The organism is Pseudomonas rossensis, from assembly GCF_039888995.1.
Lineage (GTDB): Bacteria > Pseudomonadota > Gammaproteobacteria > Pseudomonadales > Pseudomonadaceae > Aquipseudomonas > Aquipseudomonas rossensis.
This window is the reverse complement of sequence record NZ_JBBWCB010000059.1, coordinates 1-16,489: the sequence shown is the minus strand read 5'-3', so window position 1 is coordinate 16,489 and position 16,489 is coordinate 1. Positions and strand designations below refer to the sequence as shown.

The following is a 16,489-nucleotide window of genomic DNA, read 5'->3' as shown; positions in this document are numbered from 1 at the left end:
CCACAGGGGATTGTGTCGTGGCGAACATGAAAAAGGCGACCCGAAGGTCGCCTTTTTATTCAGCCAGCGTTGATCAGAACTCGTGATCAGCGTTGTCCGGGTTCAGGTCACTGATGCCCAGTTTGCCAGCGGCGGCTTCGATCGAACCAGTTTGCTTGACCAGGGAAGCGATCGCGTCGCGGACAATCTGGTTGCCAGCGGTGTTGCCGGCGGCGATCAACTGGTCGTAGTGCTCACCCTTGTTGGCGTGATCGACGATGACCTGCATCTTGGCTTCGGTCGCCGCCAGGTCTGCTTTCAGCGCGGTATCGGCAGCCGGGTCAGCCTTGGCCACCAGGGACGACAGGCTGGCGCCGTTCATTTTGGTGCCGTCGACGCGGGTGTATTCGCCCAGGTACACGTTACGAACGCCTTTGGCGTCGTAGAACTGCGAATTGTGGGTGTTGTCGCTGAAGCAGTCGTGTTCGTCTTCCGGCGAGTTGGCTTCCAGGGAAACCTTCATGCGCTCGCCCGCCAGTTCGCCCAGGGACAGGCTTCCCATGCCGAACAGCATTTTGCGCAGGCCGGATTCAGCTGGCTCGGCTTCGAGGGTGGCGCGGTAGTTGTCGGCCACGTTCGGCTTCCAGTTACCGACCATTTCTTCCAGGTCGCTGACCAGCAGTTGGGTCACGGACTTCAGGTAAGCGCGACGACGATCGTTATGACCGCCGGTTGCACCTTTGCCTTCCAGGTAGTCGGAAGCTGGACGTTTGCCGGCGCCAGGGCCGGTGCCGTTCAAGTCCTGGCCCCAGAGCAGGAATTCGATGGCGTGGTAGCCGGTGGCAACGTTGGCCTCGGAACCACCCAGCTCGTTCAGGCTGGCGAGTTTTGCCGGGGTAATGTCTTTCACGTCGATCTTGTCTTCGCCGACCTGAACCTGGGTGTTGGCGATGATGTTGGCCGTGGCGCCCGGGTTACCCAGTGCGTGCTCGTAGGATTTGTCGACGTAGTCGATCAGGCCTTCGTCCAGTGGCCAGGCGTTCACCTGACCTTCCCAGTCGTCGATGATGGTGTTGCCGAAGCGGAACACTTCGCTCTGCAGGTAAGGAACGCGAGCAGCGATCCAGGCAGCCTTGGCAGCTTTCAGGGTGTCGGCGTTCGGCTTGGCGAGGAAGGCGTCGACGGCGGTTTGCAGGGTCTTCGCGGTAGATTCGGCATCGCTGTAAACGGCGAAGACGATGTCGGCGTAATGCGCGACAACGGCTTTGGCGGCGGCTTCGTCGACTTTACTGGCAGCGACAGGTGCAGCCGCAGGGGCCGTGGTGCTGGTGGCCGGAGTCGGTGCTTGCGCAGCGACAGCTTTGTCTTTGCCTTCGCCACAACCGGCGAGGGAAATAGCGATGGCCAACAGACTGGCGGTAGCCAGAGGCATACGAATCATGGCGAACATCCTGCTTCGAGAGGGGGTGGAATGGCGCAGCAAGCGCGCAAAGCTGCGACATAATGCAAATCTTTCGCATTATGTGTAAAGGTTTGTAGCTGGAAATATTTCTTATTCACGGGGACACGTGAGGTAGATCAAAAGATCGCAGCCTCGTTTCACTCTGTAGGAGCTGTCGAGTAAAACGAGGCTGCGATCTTTTGATTTTTTGATCTTCTACAAAATAGCCGCGTTACTGCGCTGGGCCTGTTTCAGATACGCGCTCAATTCCCGCGCCGGCAGTGGCTTGCTGTAGAGATAGCCCTGACCTTCGTGACAGCCCTCGGAGATGATGTAGGCCTCTTGCTCGGCGGTTTCCACGCCTTCGGCAATCACCTGCATGCCCAGGCTCTTGCCCAGCTGGATGATGGCCCGAACGATGGTCGCATCGTCGTCGTCATCGAGAAGGTCCTGAACGAAGCTCTTGTCGATCTTGATCTTGTCCAGCGGCAGGCTTTTCAGATAGCTCAATGACGAGTAACCGGTGCCGAAGTCGTCGATCGCGATCAGCGCACCGGAGCGGCGCAGACTCAGCAGGTGCTGGGCGGCCGTGCTGATGTCTTCCATCAGGCCGGTTTCGGTGACTTCCAGCTCCAGGCTGCGCGGTGGCAGGCGATACATCTGCAGCAAATTGTTGACTACCCGTGGCAACTCGGCGTGGTGCAGCTGCACCGTGGACAGATTCACCGCCATGCGCAGGTCGACGAAACCCTGGTCATGCCAGTCGCGCAATTGCTTGCACGCCTGATCCAGCACCCATTCACCGATGGCGATGATGGTGCCGTTCTGCTCGGCCAGGGGGATGAACAAGTCTGGCGGAACCAGCCCGTGCTCGGGATGCTGCCAGCGAATCAGCGCCTCGACACCCACCACCCGGTGATCGCGATAGCTGATCTGCGGCTGGTAGACGAGGTAGAACTGGCCACGGGCCAAGGCGTCGCGCAGGTCTTTTTCCAGCTCGCGACGGCGGCGCATCTCGGTGTCGACGCTGGCGATATAGAACTGATAACGGTTGCGCGAGCGAGTCTTGGCCAGGGTCATGGTCTGCTCGGCTTTTTGCAGCAGTTTCTCGGTGCTGTCACCGTCCTCGGGGAACAGGGTGATGCCGATGGTGGCGCGCAGGCGAATCTCCTGATGATCGAGGGCAAATGCCGCTTCCAGGTCATCGAGAATGCTTTGGGCCAGTTCGGCCGCTTCGTAGGGTTGTTCGATGTCGGCCTGAACCAGGGCGAACTGGTCGCCGCCGAGGCGGGCGAGGGCGCCAAGGCGGCCGCTGTGAGCTCGCAGGCGATCGGCCAGGGCCAGCAGCAGTTGGTCGCCGGTCTGGTAGCTGAATTGTTCGTTGATGCCCTTGAAGTCATCGAGGCCGACCACCAATACCGCGACCCGACGTTGCAACCTGCCGGCGTCTACCAGGATTTTGTCCAGTTGCTGCTGTAATTGCTGGCGGTTCGGCAGGCCGGTGAGGAAGTCGTACTGGGCCATGCGTAGCAGACTGTTTTCCGCTTCGTGGCGCAAATGAGTGTTGCGCTCGATTGACTCGAGCAACTGGTTGGCGGTGTTGATCCAGATCCCCAGTTCGTTCTTTTCATGCCCCTTGAGCAGCGGGATTTTGTGTGCGCTGGGGCGATCCGGATTGATTTCCGTGAGGTGTTCGATGATCCGGGACAGCGGCTTGGTCAGCAGCCAGTGATAGACCAGGTACAGCACCAGCCCCATGGCCATCGCACGCAACACGCCGGAGATGAAGATGATCACCGAACTGACGATGAAACCCTGGCCGTAGGTGGCGGTGTCGAGGGTGATGCTCAAGTCGCCGTAATACTCGCTGTAAGGGCCGCGACCCACCAGCTGGGTGGTGAAGGTGCGTTCCTTGCCGAGGATCAGGTCGGTCAGCCAGCGACTGTCGGAATGCTGCAGCTCGCGAGACTTTTGCGCGAGCATGGCTTCGTTGGGATGGCCAATGGAGGCCTTGCGCACAGCGTCGTCCTGAAACAGGCCTTCGATCACCTGCATACCCATTTCCCGGTCCAGGCTGTAGACGGCCTGGGTCGAGGGGTCGCGGAACATGTCGAGGATGCGTTGGGCATCGCTGGCCACGGCCTGGCGTGTTTTATAGGCATCGAAAACGATCTGCGCGCAGCTCAAGACCACGCCGACGATCAATGCCGACAGGAGCACGACCCGAAGCAACTTCACCGATAAGCTGTTCTTGAGTTCCAGCTTCAAAGAGTCATTCCTTGTTCCGTGCGGGTAGCGTCAAGTTGCCATGAGTATTGGCAATCCGGTGATGGCAGTCAAAGGGACAATCAATCACATGGGGTTTTGCCTGTAGCTTGGCCGAAATGCTGTCGTTTGGAGTATTTGCGCTATTTGCACTGTGTCGGTTGTTGGGGCCTTCAACTTGAGGGGGATTTGGACATATTTTCCGTTTGGTTGATGTTAGACGGCTGTGGCGTTGGGGCAAGGGGCTGAAGGCTGGTTTCATCGTGGGAAATCGCCTTGGTTTCTGCGGATACACCCTGTGTACATATCCATTTCTGCGGTAACGGCCGCTATTGGTTTCGCCCCGAGCGTCCGGCCCCTCGCTTCGGCTCGGCGTTCCTTCGTTCCGGCATTCATCTGGGGGCATCGCCTCCGGTCGGCTTCGCTTTGACCTCCTCTCGATGTGTTCGACTTCCTCGAACGGCGCTGCGCGCCTCCCCCCCAGATGAACACCTCCACTCAGCCTCCCGATAGGGGCAGGTGGATCAAAATCAAAAGCTGCAGGCGAGCTAACGCTCGGCCTGTTGAGTGGTGAGGAGCGAAAGGCGTACGCCGATCCCCTGTGGGAGCGAGCTTGCTCGCGATGGCGGCCGCACAGGCAACGGATGCGTCCGTTTAAACTGCGGTAAAAAAACCAGACCTTTCCCACGAGGTTTTCAGGTTGCCCGTAGGAAGCGGGTTCAATAACCTTTTGGGTGTCGCTGAAAATCAGCGATCGGGAGTGAGATCCCCGACTAAGCAATTGGAAACCAGCGCTAGGCCCTCCATAATTGCCGCCAGCTCCAGGCTGTCAGCAATTGTTTTATGGCGGCTGTGTGCGGGCGGACTTCGGTCCGGCCGGGTTCCTTTTGCCGGTGATCTCACCCTGCACATAGCTGCCACCTCTTCTTCGAGTGAGATCGGGAATCGATGGCTCTAAACTCAAAAGGAAATGTAAGTGGATAAGTTAATCCCCGATCCCCCCTTCAACACCACCAAACCCAACAGTCCCAACACTATGTTCATGATCGCCCCCGGCATGGATACCGAATCCCTCCTGGCCCACGCCTGTGAGTCATTGGCTTCAGCCAACGTCTTGGCCAGTGATTTCGCCACCTACCTGACCGGCTCCCAGCGCAGTACGGCGTTGGCCATTGCGCAGATCGTCATGTTGGCGGACTTAGCCGTTAATCGGGCGCTGGATAACGTCGATCCGCAGGCGACCTGACATTCTCCAGGCAATAAAAAACCCGGCAAAAGCCGGGTTTTTTTGACTGGCATCGATCTTAAGCGGTGAAGGTTTTGCCTTCGAACTGCTCAGCCACGAATTTCCAGTTGACCAGGTTCCAGAACGCTTCGACGTATTTTGGACGAAGGTTGCGGTAGTCGATGTAGTAAGCGTGTTCCCAGACGTCGCAGGTCAGCAGCGGGGTGTCGCCGTTGGTCAGCGGGTTGCCGGCGCCGATGGTGCTGGCCAGGGCCAGGGAACCGTCAGCCTTTTTCACCAGCCAGCCCCAACCGGAACCGAAGGTGCCGATGGAAGTCTTACTGAACTCTTCCTTGAACTTGTCGAACGAACCGAAGGCTGCGTTGATCGCCTCAGCCAGCGCGCCGGTAGGTTGACCGCCGGCGTTTGGCGCCAGGCAGTTCCAGTAGAAGGTGTGGTTCCAGACCTGAGCGGCGTTGTTGAAGATACCGCCCGAGGAAGATTTGACGATTTCTTCCAGAGTCTTGCCTTCGAACTCGGTGCCTGGCACCAGGTTGTTCAGGTTCACGACATAGGTGTTGTGGTGCTTGTCGTGGTGGTATTCCAGAGTTTCCTTGGAAATGTGCGGCTGCAGGGCATCGTGTGCGTAAGGCAGCGGCGGCAATTCGAAAGCCATGATGATTCTCCTAATCAGGTCAGTTGCGGTGAGCGCAAGGCCGATCACGGGCGGCCAGACAAGCGCCGGGGAGTTTGTACTCTTTGCGGCGCATCGGATCGGATCATAGCACCGGGGGTGCGGCATAACCACGCAACAACTGTGTGGGATAGAGGTTCCAGAGCCTTTTGGAATAAATCAGGCGCTGGTGATTAGTTGGGCCGCCACTGTGAACATCATCACGGCCACGAGCAGGTCGAGAATTCTCCAGGTGCTCGGTCGTGCCAGCCAGGGCGCCAACCACGCCGCGCCGAGCGCCAGGGTGAAAAACCACAGCAGCGACGCACTGGCCGCGCCCACGACATAAGCGCCGGGTTCGGTTTGTTGGGCACCGAGAGAGCCAATCAGCAACACGGTATCCAGATAAACGTGCGGGTTAAGCAGCGTTACGGCCAAAGCACTGAGCATCACCGCGCGCAGCGAGCGCACCGTTTGGTTTTCGCCCTGTTGCAGGCTCTGTTTCGAGCAGGCCCGACGCAATGCCAGGCTGCCATACCAAATCAGAAACGCCGCGCCACCCCAACGGGCGACTGCCAGCAACGTCGGGTTCTGCGCCAGCACCGTCGCCAGGCCGAATACTCCGGCGGCCACCAGCAAGGCATCGCAGGTCACACAGAGTGCCGCCACGGGCAGGTGATGTTCGCGCCGAAGGCTCTGAGCCAACACAAACGCATTTTGAGTACCGATCGCCATGATCAGCCCCGCGGCCACCAACAGGCCGTTCACATAGCTTTGCCACATAAGATGTTTACTCCGCGTTGGCCGCCAGATCCCGCAGCACGTGCAGGGCGCGTTCGGCATCGGCCTGGCCGACGAATAAATGGTCGTGGTAATAGCCGGCGATCACGTTGCAGCTGATACCCGCCTGGCCTAATGCCGTGGCGAACGCGGCGGTCAGGCCGACGGCTTCGAGGGCCGAGTGCACGTTCAAGGTGATCCAGGCCGCGACGTAATCGAAACTGAAACCGGCCTTCTCGGCGTGGGAACGTTCCAGAATCACCGTCAGACCTTCCTGCTCGCGAAAACTGCCGACAATTTCAAGACCTGCCGGCAACTTGCCGTCGCGCAGGGTGCAGAACACGTATTCGCCGACGTTGAGTTGCGGGCTCATGCTGCGCAGCAAGGTTGCCAATGAAGTTTCGCCAGCCATGTCGATGATCCTTGTTGAAGAGTTCTTGCTGGCCATTCTCCGGTGTCAGCCTGTATAAGAAAAACCAATCATGCTGATCGCTCATTAGGAAAACTGATGTTCGACTATAAATTGCTTTCTGCCTTGGCCGCGGTGGTCGAGCAGGCCGGGTTCGAACGTGCGGCTCAGGTGCTCGGTTTGTCGCAATCGGCGATCTCCCAGCGCATCAAATTGCTCGAGGCGCGCGTCGGCCAACCGGTGCTGGTGCGGGTGACACCGCCGGCCCCGACCGAAATTGGCCGACGGCTGCTCAACCATGTGCAGCAGGTGCGTTTACTTGAACGGGACTTGCAAACTCTGGTGCCGGCACTCGACGAAGAAGGCCTGCCGGAACGCCTGCGCATCGCCTTGAATGCCGACAGTCTCGCCACGTGGTGGGCCGTGGCGGTCGGGGATTTTTGTGCGCAGCAGCATCTGCTGCTCGATCTGGTGGTCGAAGACCAGACCGTCGGCCTCAAACGCATGCGTGCCGGTGAAGTCGCAGCGTGCGTCTGCGCCAGCGAGCGCCCGGTGGCCGGCGCGCGCAGCGTATTGCTGGGGGCCATGCGCTACCGTGCGTTGGCCAGCCCGGCATTTATCGTCCGGCATTTTCCTGAAGGTGTGCGCGCCGATCTGTTGTCGAAAACCCCCGCGTTGGTGTTTGGCCCAGACGATTTCCTACAGCATCGCTACCTCGCGTCCCTCGGCGTCGATGGCGGATTCGAACACCATCTATGCCCCTCGTCCGAAGGCTTCATCCGCCTCACGGAAGCGGGACTCGGTTGGGGCCTGGTGCCTGAACTGCAGGTGCGCGAGCAACTGGAGCGAGGTGTATTGGTAGAGCTTTTGCCCGATAAGCCGATCGATGTGCCGCTGTACTGGCATCATTGGCGCAATGGCGGTCAGTTACTGGGGTTACTCACCGATCAGTTGGTGCGTTCGTCGAAGCAATGGCTGGTGCCGTTGGACTGACGGGCAGCGTCAAGACCTGACGCCTTACGCAATATGCAAAACGCAAAACGAAATATTCGGAGTAATTCATGAAGATTCTGGTTACCGGCGCAAGCGGCTTCATTGGCGGGCGCTTTGCGCGTTTTGCCCTGGAGCAGGGCCTGGACGTGCGGGTCAACGGTCGCCGGGCCGAAAGTGTGGAGCATCTGGTGCGCCGTGGCGCCGAGTTCATCCAGGGGGACTTGAGCGACCCGGAACTGGCACGCGATCTGTGCTCAGACGTCGAAGCCGTGGTGCATTGCGCCGGTGCGGTCGGTTTGTGGGGGCGTTATCAGGACTTCCATCAAGGCAACGTGCAGGTTACCGAAAACGTGGTCGAGGCCTGCCTGAAACAGCGGGTTCGACGACTGGTGCACTTGTCGTCGCCGTCGATCTACTTTGATGGCCGCGATCACCTGGGGCTGACCGAAGAACAGGTGCCCAAGCGCTTCAAACATCCCTACGCCGCGACCAAATACCTGGCCGAGCAAAAGGTTTTCGGCGCTCAGGAGTTCGGCCTCGAAACCCTGGCCCTGCGCCCGCGTTTCGTGACGGGGGCTGGTGACATGAGCATCTTCCCGAGGTTGCTGAAAATGCAGCGCAAAGGACGGCTCGCGATCATCGGCAACGGCCTGAACAAGGTTGATTTCACCAGCGTGCAAAACCTCAATGAAGCGTTGCTCAGCAGTTTGCTGGCCAGTGGTTCGGCCTTGGGCAAGGCCTACAACATCAGCAACGGCACGCCGGTGCCGTTGTGGGACGTGGTCAATTACGTGATGCGCAAGATGGATGTCCCACAGGTCACCCGCTACCGTTCCTACGGCTTGGCCTACACCGTGGCGGCGCTTAACGAAGGGGTGTGCAAGTTGTGGCCAGGTCGTCCCGAGCCGACCCTGTCGCGCCTGGGCATGCAGGTGATGAACAAAAATTTCACCCTGGACATCAGCCGCGCCCGGCATTATCTGGACTACGATCCCAAAGTCAGTCTCTGGACCGCCCTCGATGAATTCTGCGGCTGGTGGAAGGCCCAGGACATCCGCTGACGCACGGGTTAGCGCCGCCACACTGAACCGAGTTCGGGGTTGAGGGTCAATCGATGCGGCAGTGGGGGTTATACTGCGCCGCATCAAGCCATCACCGCGTTCCACAAAGGTTGACTCAATGTCCATGCGTAACGATGCCAACGACGACTTCGACGATGTACCGAGCCTGCGTGCCGACAGCCTCGACGACGATGTTTTTCCGACCACGGCTCGCAACTCCGTGCATTCGCGGACCGCGCCAGTCGTCAAAGTCAAAAGCCCGAGCACCGGCCCGCTATGGGCGCTGGTTGGCGCCTTGTTCTTTGCGTTTGCAGGCCTTGCCTGGTGGAGCTTCCAGCAGCTCTCGCTGATGGAACAGCAATTGGTGGCGACCCAGGAAAGTTTCGCGCGTATCAGTGAGGATGCGGCGGGGCGCTTGCAGGACATTTCCGGCAAGGTTGTCGCCAGTCAGACCAACGTCAGCAGCGACAGCGAAGCCTTGAAGCTGCAAATCAAACAGCTGGAAAGCAAACTCCAGGATCAAAGCAAACAACAGCAAGGCGTTGTCGGCCAGACCAGCGATCTGGACAAGCGCCTGGCACTGATGAGCGCACAAGCCACTGATCTGGATAAGCGCTTGGCGCAGATGACCGAGCAAGGCACCGAACAACAGACCGCCACCATTCAATTGCAGGCTCAGGTCAAAGTCTTGAACAGCGATGTAGCCGTGCTGAAAAGCACCCCGGCGGACACAGACAAATTCGACGCGCAACTTAAAAGCCTTGGCTCCGACATCGTTGCACTGAAGAAACAAGGCAACCCGAGCGCCGCCATCGAGCGTCTGGAGCAGGAAGTCATTGTCCTCAAAAGCCAACAGGACAATCGCCCGGCCGCGACGCCAGGCGGGACCAATACCGCCGAATTCGACGCCTTCCGTAGCCAGGTCACCCGCAACATCAACACCCTTCAGGCGCAGATCCAGAATCTGCAGCAGCAGCTGCGCGCAAGGCAGTGAGTCGTCAACCGGCCTGTGTAGCAGCTGTCGAGCTCCAGCGAGGCTGCGTTCGGCTGCGCAGCAGTCGTCAATTCGATTAACTCGGTTTACCTGAAGCACCGCGTTGGTTGATTTACGACTGCTTCGCAGCCGAACGCAGCCTCGCTGGGGCTCGACAGCTGCTACAGAGCCGAACGCAGGCTTCGCCAGCTGCTACAGAGGATCGTCTTCTGTGCTTTCCTGAATATTCGTACATATCCCCAAGCCGTCTACGCTCTTGAAACACCGACAAGAACGAGGGATGCGTAATGGGGTTTTTGCATAGGTTGGCCTTGCTGGGCGTGATGCTTTTGCTGTGTCTTGGCCAGGTTCAAGCTGCCGGCACGGAAAAGGATGACAGCCAGGCTGCCAAAGCCTTGCTGGAAAAAGCCCTGGCGTACTACCACGACAATGGCGACAAGGCCTTCGCTGCTTTCAGCCGTCAGGGGGAGTTTGTCGACAAGGATCGTTACGTGTTCGTGGTCGACACCAAAGGCGTGATGCTTGCCAGCGGCGGACCGTCTTCGGCGTTGATTGGCCGTGATGTGTCCGATGTGCTTGGGCCGGATTTGCAGAAAGCCTTCAAAGACGCCTTGAACGTGCCGGAGGGCAATGGCATTCAGCAGGCCGAATACCGCTGGCAGAACTGGTCCGACGGCAAGGTCGAACGCAAGCATGTGTTCTACCAGCGCATCGGTCAGCGGATCCTGGCGGTCGGTTACTACTTGCCACGGGCCTCAGCGGAACAGGCGATGGCGTTGCTGAACAAAGCAGCGGCCGATCTGGCCAAGGACGAGAAGGGCACGCTCACGGCCATCAACTCCCTCAAGGGCGGTTACTTGCAGGATGACCTGTATGTCTTCGTCGTCGACTTGAACAACCAGCGTTATGTCGCCCATGGCACCAACCTGCGGTTGATCAATACCGATTTCAGCAAGATCAACGATCCGGAAGGCAAGCCGGTTGGGGAGCCGATCCTGGCGCTGATGGCCAAGCAGGACTACGGCGAATACCAATACCGTTGGAAAAACCCGGTGACCGGCAAGGTCGAGGACAAGCATGCCTACCTGAAAAAGGTCGGGCATTTTCTGGTGGCTGTCGGGTATTACAGCCCTTGAGGATCAAAAGATCGCAGCCTGCGGCAGCTCCTGCAAGGGTGTACGCATGCCACTGTAGGAGCTGCCGCAGGCTGCGATCTTTTGCTTTTAGCGGACCTTGTCCTCGCGCCCACGCAACACCATGTTCGGCATGGCAATCGCTGCCGCCAGCCCCAGCAGCGACACCGCCGCGCTGACCATCAGCAAATGTTGAAAGGTCAGCAACAGTTCGGCGCGCAAGGCGTTCTGCGCATCCCCCGGCGTGGCGTTCAAACCATCGAGCAAGACGTTCCCCGAACTGCCCTCGGCAATCATCGAAGAGCCGGCCAGGTGGGCAAAACTTGAGTCCTGTAACAACGCCAGCAGCAGGGCTGACATCAAGGCTACACCCACCGCGCCGCCCAGTGAGCGGAACAGGTTGGTGGTGCTGGTGGCGACACCGATGTCCCGTTGTGCCACCGAATTCTGCGTTCCGACCAGGGAAGTCGGGAACTGCATGCCGCTAGCGATCCCGCTGAGCAACATGAACAGACTACTTAGCACAAATGCATGGGGAGGACTGAACGCCATACCGAGAATCGAGATCGGCATGATTAGGGCCCCGGTCAGAATCATGGGTTTGTAGCGCCCGGTCACCGAGGTTCGGCGGCCGGCGAAATACGCCCCGATCGGCAAACCTATCGCCAGCGGCAACAGGTGCAACGCGGCGCTGTCGGCCCCGGCGCCGGTAACGCTCTGGAAGCGCAGCGGCATCAACACAATCAGCGAGATCGCCTGGAAACTGGTGAAGAAGATCGTGCACCAGCACAGGATCGCATTGCGATTGGCGAACAAATGCATGGGCAGCAGCGGCTCCCGCGCCCGGCGTTCATGCCAGACGAACAGCGCCAGTACCAACACCGCACAGCCGAGCAGGCCCAGCACTTCGGCGCTGCGCCACGAATGGCCCTGGCCGACTTGGGTGATGCCCAGCAACAAGGCGGTCAAACCGATGATCATCAGCAACGTGCCGAGGTAATCGATGATGGGTTTGCGTTGTGGCACTGGCAAACCCACCAACGTTCGATTGGCCACCAGCCAGGCACCGAGGCCCAACGGAAGATTGATCAAGAACACCCAACGCCACGACAGGTACTCGGTCATGTAACCGCCGAGTACCGGGCCGGCCACGCTGGCCACGGCATACATGCTGCTGAAGTAGCCTTGATAGCGACCGCGTTCCCGTGGCGGCACGATGTCGCCGATGATCGCCTGGCTGACCGAAATCATCCCGCCAGCACCGATGCCTTGAAGAATCCGCGCCAGCACCAGTTGCTCCATGCTCTGGGCCATGCCGCAGAAAAACGAAGCGACCGTGAACAACCCCATGCCAAACAGCATTAACTTGCGGCGACCGTACAGATCGCCCAGTTTGCCGTAGATCGGCACAGCCACCGTCATCGCCATCATGTAACCGGAAATCACCCAGGCCAGCAGGCTGACGTCCTTGAATTGTGCGGAAATGGCCGGCATCGACACCGCGACGATGGTCTGGTCCAGCGCGCCCAGAAAGATCGCCAGCATCAGGGCGATCAGCACGCTGCGAATGGCCGGTTTTGGCGTTTCAGGCTGGTTGAGATTGGTCACGGGTTAGAACCTGCGGACAGTGATTGACCCGCAAGGAGCAAGGCGAGCGGGGATGCTCGCCAGTGTAAGTCGATAGCAGGCTATTCGATAGCCTCGTATGGAAGGCCTACGTAATTTTCTGCAATGGTTTTTCGACCGGCCTCGGAGTCGACGAAGTACCCCAGTTCTGACTCGGCAATCCGCTGGCTGAAGGCGTCGTTATCGTCAAAGCGGTGCAGCATCGAGGTCATCCACCAGGAAAACCGTTCGGCTTTCCACACCCGGCGCAGGCAGACCTCGGAGTATTTCTTCAGCAAATCCACACGGCCTTCTCGGTAAACCTTCAACAGAATAGTGAACAGCGTACTGACGTCGCTGGCCGCCAGGTTCAGGCCCTTGGCGCCGGTGGGCGGGACGATGTGCGCGGCGTCGCCGACCAAAAACATCCGTCCATACTGCATCGGTTCGACGACAAAACTGCGTAACGGCGCGATGCTTTTTTCGCTGGAAGGCCCAGTGACCAACGATGCTGCCAACTCGCAAGGCAGACGGGATTTGAGTTCATCCCAGAAGCGCTGATCAGACCAGTTCTCGACGTGCTCGTCGGCCGGCACCTGGAGGTAATAGCGAGTGCGGGTGGCCGAACGCATGCTGCACAGGGCAAAACCGCGCTCATGCCGGGCGTAAACCAGCTCTTCGTGCACTGGCGGGGTATCGGCAAGAATCCCCAGCCAGCCAAACGGATAGACCCGCTCGAACACTTTCAGACACTCGGCAGGAATCGACTGCCGGGCCACGCCATGGAAGCCGTCGCACCCGGCGATGTAGTCGCAATCGAGTCGATACAGCTCGCCGTCCTTCTCAAAAGTCACGAACGTCTCTTCGGTTTTCATCCCGTGAGGAACTACGTTGCTTGCCTCGTAAATCGTCTGCGCACCCGCCTCCCGACGAGCGGCCATCAGGTCGCGGGTGACCTCGGTCTGACCGTAGATCATCACCGTTTTGCCACCGGTCAGGGCTTGCAGATCGATGTGTACCCGGCGTGCGTCGAGGGCCAGTTCGAAGCCTGTGTGGACCAGCCCTTCGGCGTCCATGCGCTGACCCACCCCGGCCTGGCGCAACAGCTCTACCATGCCTTGTTCGAGGACGCCGGCACGGATTCGTCCGAGCACATAGTCCGGGGTCTGGCGTTCGAGAATGAGGGTGTCGATGCCGGCGTTGTGCAGCAATTGGCCGAGCAATAAACCGGACGGCCCGGCGCCGATGATGGCGATTTGGGTTTTCAGCGTTTTCATTGTTTTTATGGCTCGCAAGCTTCACGCGGCCAGGGCCGGTGAATAATTTTTATGGATCGAGTGCTTGCATTTTTCTCTCGCGAGTCTGTCAATTGAAGGGGAAAACTGAGCCGATACCTGTACATTCTGCCAATCGGTGCGATTATCGCCCGCCTACCCCCGAGGCCTGGATTGAAGTGATGAACAAGCCTGACCTACCTTCGATTCCAGTGTTCAAGCTCTACGGTGAAAGCCTGGATTGGCCGACCCCGGACTTGCTGCACTGTGAAACCATTTCCAAACGCAGCCGCGAACACCAATGGGAAATCAAACCCCACCGCCACGCCGATTTGTGCCAGTTGCTCTTCGTATTCAAAGGTCAGGCAGAGCTTGAAATCGAAGGCAAACGTACGCAACTGGCCGAGCCGGCGATCCTGGTTTTGCCGCCGTTATCGGTGCATGGCTATCGATTTTCCGAGGACGTCGAAGGGTTTGTCGTGACCCTTGCCGCGCCGCTGGTCGCCCATCTTCAGGCGCAACTGGGCAACTCGGTGAGCGCTCTGGCACAGGCTGAAAGTTATCCGGCAGGCAAGGACGGTGAATACCTCAACAGCCTGTTTTCAGCGCTGCAAGACGAATACACCGGCCACCAGCCGGCTCGCGAAATGCTCATGCATTCGCTGGTCAGCGTGATCATGGTGTGGGTCAGCCGCCAAGTGATTTCCCGCCGCAGCGCCAGCCAGCGTCCGCAGCGTGCCCGGGAATACCTCAACGGTTTTATCCAACTGGTGGAAGAGACCTATCGCCAGCACGTCAAAGTCGAGGACCTGGCCCATCGACTGGGGATTTCCGTGTCCCACCTCAACGGCACCTGCCGCGAGCTGGCGGGACAACCGGCGTTGCAGATCATGCACGAACGTCAATTGCTGGAGGCCAAGCGCTTGCTGACCTACACCAGCATGACAATTTATGAGATGTCCGACGTGTTGGGGTTCTCTGATCCGACCAACTTCACGCGCCTGTTCCGGCGTCGAGTGGGGATCTCGCCCAAGGCATTTCGCGACCGCTTGAAGGCCGATCAGGACAACGAGGCCTGATCCCCTTCGTTACTTGAGGGCGTTGAGGGTCGCGTTGTGGGGAATGCAGCGTTCGAAGTTGCAGCTCGCGTATTCACGGGGCATTTGTCGCAACTGCTCGACGCGCCAGGCTGCGGTGCCATACAGCGCGAGCGTGGCCGCGCAGGTGATGAAAATCGCGAGGTATCTTCTTGTTTTGATGTTCATGGCGTTGACCTCTGAACGAATACCCTTCGGTACTCCTTTCAGCATAGGTCAGCGCCAGTGTGTTGCCAGCAAGCCGTGTTTTGTATGTAACCCGATATTCAGAACACTGATGCCCCCTTGGGGGAGCGAGCTTGCTCGCGATAGCGGTTGATCATTCAACAAGGGTGTCGACTGACCCAACGCTATCGCGAGCAAGCTCGCTCCCACATTTTTTGATCCGGTTACAGGCCGATATCCCACTCCGGCTCTTCCGGAAATCTCAGCACCAGAAAATCCAGCATGCTGCGCAACGCCGCCGGCATGTGTTTGCGTGAGGCATACACCGCGTAAACGTTCATCTGTCGGGGTTCGGCATGGGGCAGCAGGCGGATCAGTTCGCCGCTGTGGATATGCACGCCGGCCTGATAACTGGGGAGCATCGCCAGCCCGGCACCGGCCATCGCCGCGCGCAACAACGTGCTGGCTTCGTTGGCGCTGATGTTGCCCTGCACCGGCACTGACACCTGCTCACCGTCCTCCTCGAAATGCCAGAGGCTTTTGCCGAAGTAGGAGTGGGTCAGGCAATTGTGCTGGCTCAGATCCTCGACCCGCAGCGGCGTCGGGTGTTCGAGCAGATAAGCGGGGGAGGCGCAGATCACCGAACGGCAGACCGTCAGCCGCCGCGCGATCAGGTTCGGGTCCAGGTCGTTGCTGGTGCGGATCGCCAGATCGATGCGCTCATCCACCAGGTTCACCGTGCGGTCGAGCATCTGCATGTCGATGCTGACGCCGGGATAACGTTTGACGTAAGCGGCCATGGCATCCGCCAGTTGTGCCTGACCGAACGAAGTGCTGACGCTGATGCGCAACACGCCGCGCGGTGCCTCGTCCGGTTCGCTGACGGCGGCTTGCATGTCCGTGGACAGGTCGAGCATTTGCCGACAACGGGGCAGGATTTCACTGCCGGCGGCGGTCAGGCTCAGCTTGCGCGTGGTGCGGTGCATCAGGCGTGCGCCGACCCAGTCCTCCAGCTCTGCCAGATAGCGCGAAACCACTGGCCGTGACAGGTCCAAGTGATCGGCGGCGGCCGACTGGCTGCCGAGGTCAACCACTGTGACGAACACCCGCATTGCTTGTAGACGATCCATCATTTGCCCGCTTTCAGAAACAAACTATGTCCCAGCATCGCATTTTTTGTACTGAGTCATGCAACTAAGCTCTGTCCCATCGCCAACACGGCATTCGGACAACGGAGCAACAGATGATCGGCTTCCCCTCGCTTAAACGTATTTTGCTGGCCACCGCCACCCTCGGTTTCGCCGCCCACGCGGCGGCTGCCTCGACCCTGACCCTGGACGTCTACAACCCGGGCGACAAGGCGATTTTCCCGGTGACCTCGGTGTTGGTCAGCGG

15 protein-coding genes and 1 pseudogene are annotated in these 16,489 nt (G+C 59.2%); 7 read left to right on the top strand and 9 right to left on the bottom strand.

The genetic code is table 11. The features are described from left to right. Positions 1 to 73 precede the first annotated feature (73 nt). Positions 74 to 1,420, bottom strand: a complete 1,347-nt coding sequence (locus WLY71_RS16860; RefSeq protein ID WP_347804440.1) for an imelysin family protein — start codon at positions 1,418 to 1,420, stop codon at positions 74 to 76. A gap of 216 nt (positions 1,421 to 1,636) precedes the next feature. Continuing rightward, on the bottom strand, positions 1,637 to 3,688 hold the full coding sequence (locus tag WLY71_RS16855) for a putative bifunctional diguanylate cyclase/phosphodiesterase (protein WP_134417445.1): 2,052 nt from the start codon (positions 3,686 to 3,688) through the stop codon (positions 1,637 to 1,639). A 973-nt stretch (positions 3,689 to 4,661) separates the two neighbouring features. Here WLY71_RS16855 and WLY71_RS16850 point away from each other — a divergent pair. After that, positions 4,662 to 4,931 (top strand): DUF6124 family protein, encoded by a 270-nt coding sequence (locus WLY71_RS16850; protein WP_347804439.1) that lies wholly within the window; start codon positions 4,662 to 4,664, stop codon positions 4,929 to 4,931. A 58-nt stretch (positions 4,932 to 4,989) separates the two neighbouring features. Here WLY71_RS16850 and WLY71_RS16845 read toward each other — a convergent pair whose 3' ends face one another. The 3 genes from WLY71_RS16845 to WLY71_RS16835 form a co-directional block, all read right to left on the bottom strand. Further along, the gene (locus WLY71_RS16845; RefSeq protein ID WP_008156084.1) at positions 4,990 to 5,586 is read right to left on the bottom strand and encodes a superoxide dismutase; all 597 of its coding nucleotides are present in this window, start codon (positions 5,584 to 5,586) and stop codon (positions 4,990 to 4,992) included. A gap of 177 nt (positions 5,587 to 5,763) precedes the next feature. Further along, positions 5,764 to 6,366, bottom strand: a complete 603-nt coding sequence (locus WLY71_RS16840) for a LysE/ArgO family amino acid transporter (RefSeq protein ID WP_347804438.1) — start codon at positions 6,364 to 6,366, stop codon at positions 5,764 to 5,766. Positions 6,367 to 6,373: 7 nt separating this feature from the next. Next, positions 6,374 to 6,775: an ACT domain-containing protein gene (locus WLY71_RS16835; protein WP_033057513.1), complete on the bottom strand. Its 402-nt coding sequence runs from the start codon at positions 6,773 to 6,775 to the stop codon at positions 6,374 to 6,376. A 96-nt stretch (positions 6,776 to 6,871) separates the two neighbouring features. Here WLY71_RS16835 and WLY71_RS16830 point away from each other — a divergent pair, with 96 nt between their 5' ends. From WLY71_RS16830 to WLY71_RS16815, 4 genes are all read left to right on the top strand, one after another. Further along, positions 6,872 to 7,765, top strand: a complete 894-nt coding sequence (locus tag WLY71_RS16830; protein ID WP_347804437.1) for a LysR family transcriptional regulator ArgP — start codon at positions 6,872 to 6,874, stop codon at positions 7,763 to 7,765. Positions 7,766 to 7,833: 68 nt separating this feature from the next. Beyond that, positions 7,834 to 8,826, top strand: coding sequence for an NAD-dependent epimerase/dehydratase family protein (locus WLY71_RS16825; protein WP_134417453.1), 993 nt, complete (start codon positions 7,834 to 7,836; stop codon positions 8,824 to 8,826). A 118-nt stretch (positions 8,827 to 8,944) separates the two neighbouring features. Then, on the top strand, positions 8,945 to 9,820 hold the full coding sequence (locus WLY71_RS16820) for an ATPase (protein ID WP_347804436.1): 876 nt from the start codon (positions 8,945 to 8,947) through the stop codon (positions 9,818 to 9,820). Positions 9,821 to 10,107: 287 nt separating this feature from the next. After that, on the top strand, positions 10,108 to 10,956 hold the full coding sequence (locus WLY71_RS16815) for a cache domain-containing protein (RefSeq protein WP_347804435.1): 849 nt from the start codon (positions 10,108 to 10,110) through the stop codon (positions 10,954 to 10,956). Positions 10,957 to 11,043: 87 nt separating this feature from the next. On the opposite strand, the gene WLY71_RS16810 is transcribed toward WLY71_RS16815, so the two are convergent. Then, positions 11,044 to 12,561 carry an MDR family MFS transporter gene (locus WLY71_RS16810; protein ID WP_347804434.1) on the bottom strand — a complete coding sequence of 506 codons (1,518 nt, stop codon included), beginning with the start codon at positions 12,559 to 12,561 and terminating at the stop codon, positions 11,044 to 11,046. 80 nt (positions 12,562 to 12,641) lie between these two features. Then, positions 12,642 to 13,826 carry a 4-hydroxybenzoate 3-monooxygenase gene (gene pobA / locus WLY71_RS16805; RefSeq protein WP_347804450.1) on the bottom strand — a complete coding sequence of 395 codons (1,185 nt, stop codon included), beginning with the start codon at positions 13,824 to 13,826 and terminating at the stop codon, positions 12,642 to 12,644. Between the two features lie 188 nt (positions 13,827 to 14,014). Between pobA and WLY71_RS16800 the strand changes: the two genes are divergently transcribed. After that, entirely contained in the window at positions 14,015 to 14,911 is an 897-nt protein-coding gene (locus tag WLY71_RS16800) for a helix-turn-helix domain-containing protein (protein ID WP_347804433.1), read from the top strand. Between the two features lie 9 nt (positions 14,912 to 14,920). Here the strand turns inward: WLY71_RS16800 and WLY71_RS16795 are convergent, their stop codons facing one another. Next, positions 14,921 to 15,097, bottom strand: coding sequence for a hypothetical protein (locus tag WLY71_RS16795; RefSeq protein WP_283189005.1), 177 nt, complete (start codon positions 15,095 to 15,097; stop codon positions 14,921 to 14,923). Positions 15,098 to 15,318: 221 nt separating this feature from the next. Beyond that, entirely contained in the window at positions 15,319 to 16,224 is a 906-nt protein-coding gene (locus WLY71_RS16790; RefSeq protein WP_347804432.1) for a LysR family transcriptional regulator, read from the bottom strand. A gap of 113 nt (positions 16,225 to 16,337) precedes the next feature. Between WLY71_RS16790 and WLY71_RS16785 the strand changes: the two are divergent. Continuing rightward, a pseudogene (locus WLY71_RS16785) lies at positions 16,338 to 16,489 on the top strand (MBL fold metallo-hydrolase); the annotation flags it as partial.

Bases quoted from the DNA above. Each gene is read 5' to 3' on its own strand.
- WLY71_RS16860 (WP_347804440.1), bottom strand. From the start codon at position 1,420: ATGATTCGTATGCCTCTGGCTACCGCCAGTCTGTTGGCCATCGCTATT.
- WLY71_RS16845 (WP_008156084.1), bottom strand. From the start codon at position 5,586: ATGGCTTTCGAATTGCCGCCGCTGCCTTACGCACACGATGCCCTGCAG.
- WLY71_RS16840 (WP_347804438.1), bottom strand. From the start codon at position 6,366: ATGTGGCAAAGCTATGTGAACGGCCTGTTGGTGGCCGCGGGGCTGATC.
- WLY71_RS16835 (WP_033057513.1), bottom strand. From the start codon at position 6,775: ATGGCTGGCGAAACTTCATTGGCAACCTTGCTGCGCAGCATGAGCCCG.
- WLY71_RS16830 (WP_347804437.1), top strand. From the start codon at position 6,872: ATGTTCGACTATAAATTGCTTTCTGCCTTGGCCGCGGTGGTCGAGCAG.
- WLY71_RS16825 (WP_134417453.1), top strand. From the start codon at position 7,834: ATGAAGATTCTGGTTACCGGCGCAAGCGGCTTCATTGGCGGGCGCTTT.
- WLY71_RS16820 (WP_347804436.1), top strand. From the start codon at position 8,945: ATGTCCATGCGTAACGATGCCAACGACGACTTCGACGATGTACCGAGC.
- WLY71_RS16815 (WP_347804435.1), top strand. From the start codon at position 10,108: ATGGGGTTTTTGCATAGGTTGGCCTTGCTGGGCGTGATGCTTTTGCTG.
- WLY71_RS16800 (WP_347804433.1), top strand. From the start codon at position 14,015: ATGAACAAGCCTGACCTACCTTCGATTCCAGTGTTCAAGCTCTACGGT.
- WLY71_RS16795 (WP_283189005.1), bottom strand. From the start codon at position 15,097: ATGAACATCAAAACAAGAAGATACCTCGCGATTTTCATCACCTGCGCG.
- WLY71_RS16790 (WP_347804432.1), bottom strand. From the start codon at position 16,224: ATGGATCGTCTACAAGCAATGCGGGTGTTCGTCACAGTGGTTGACCTC.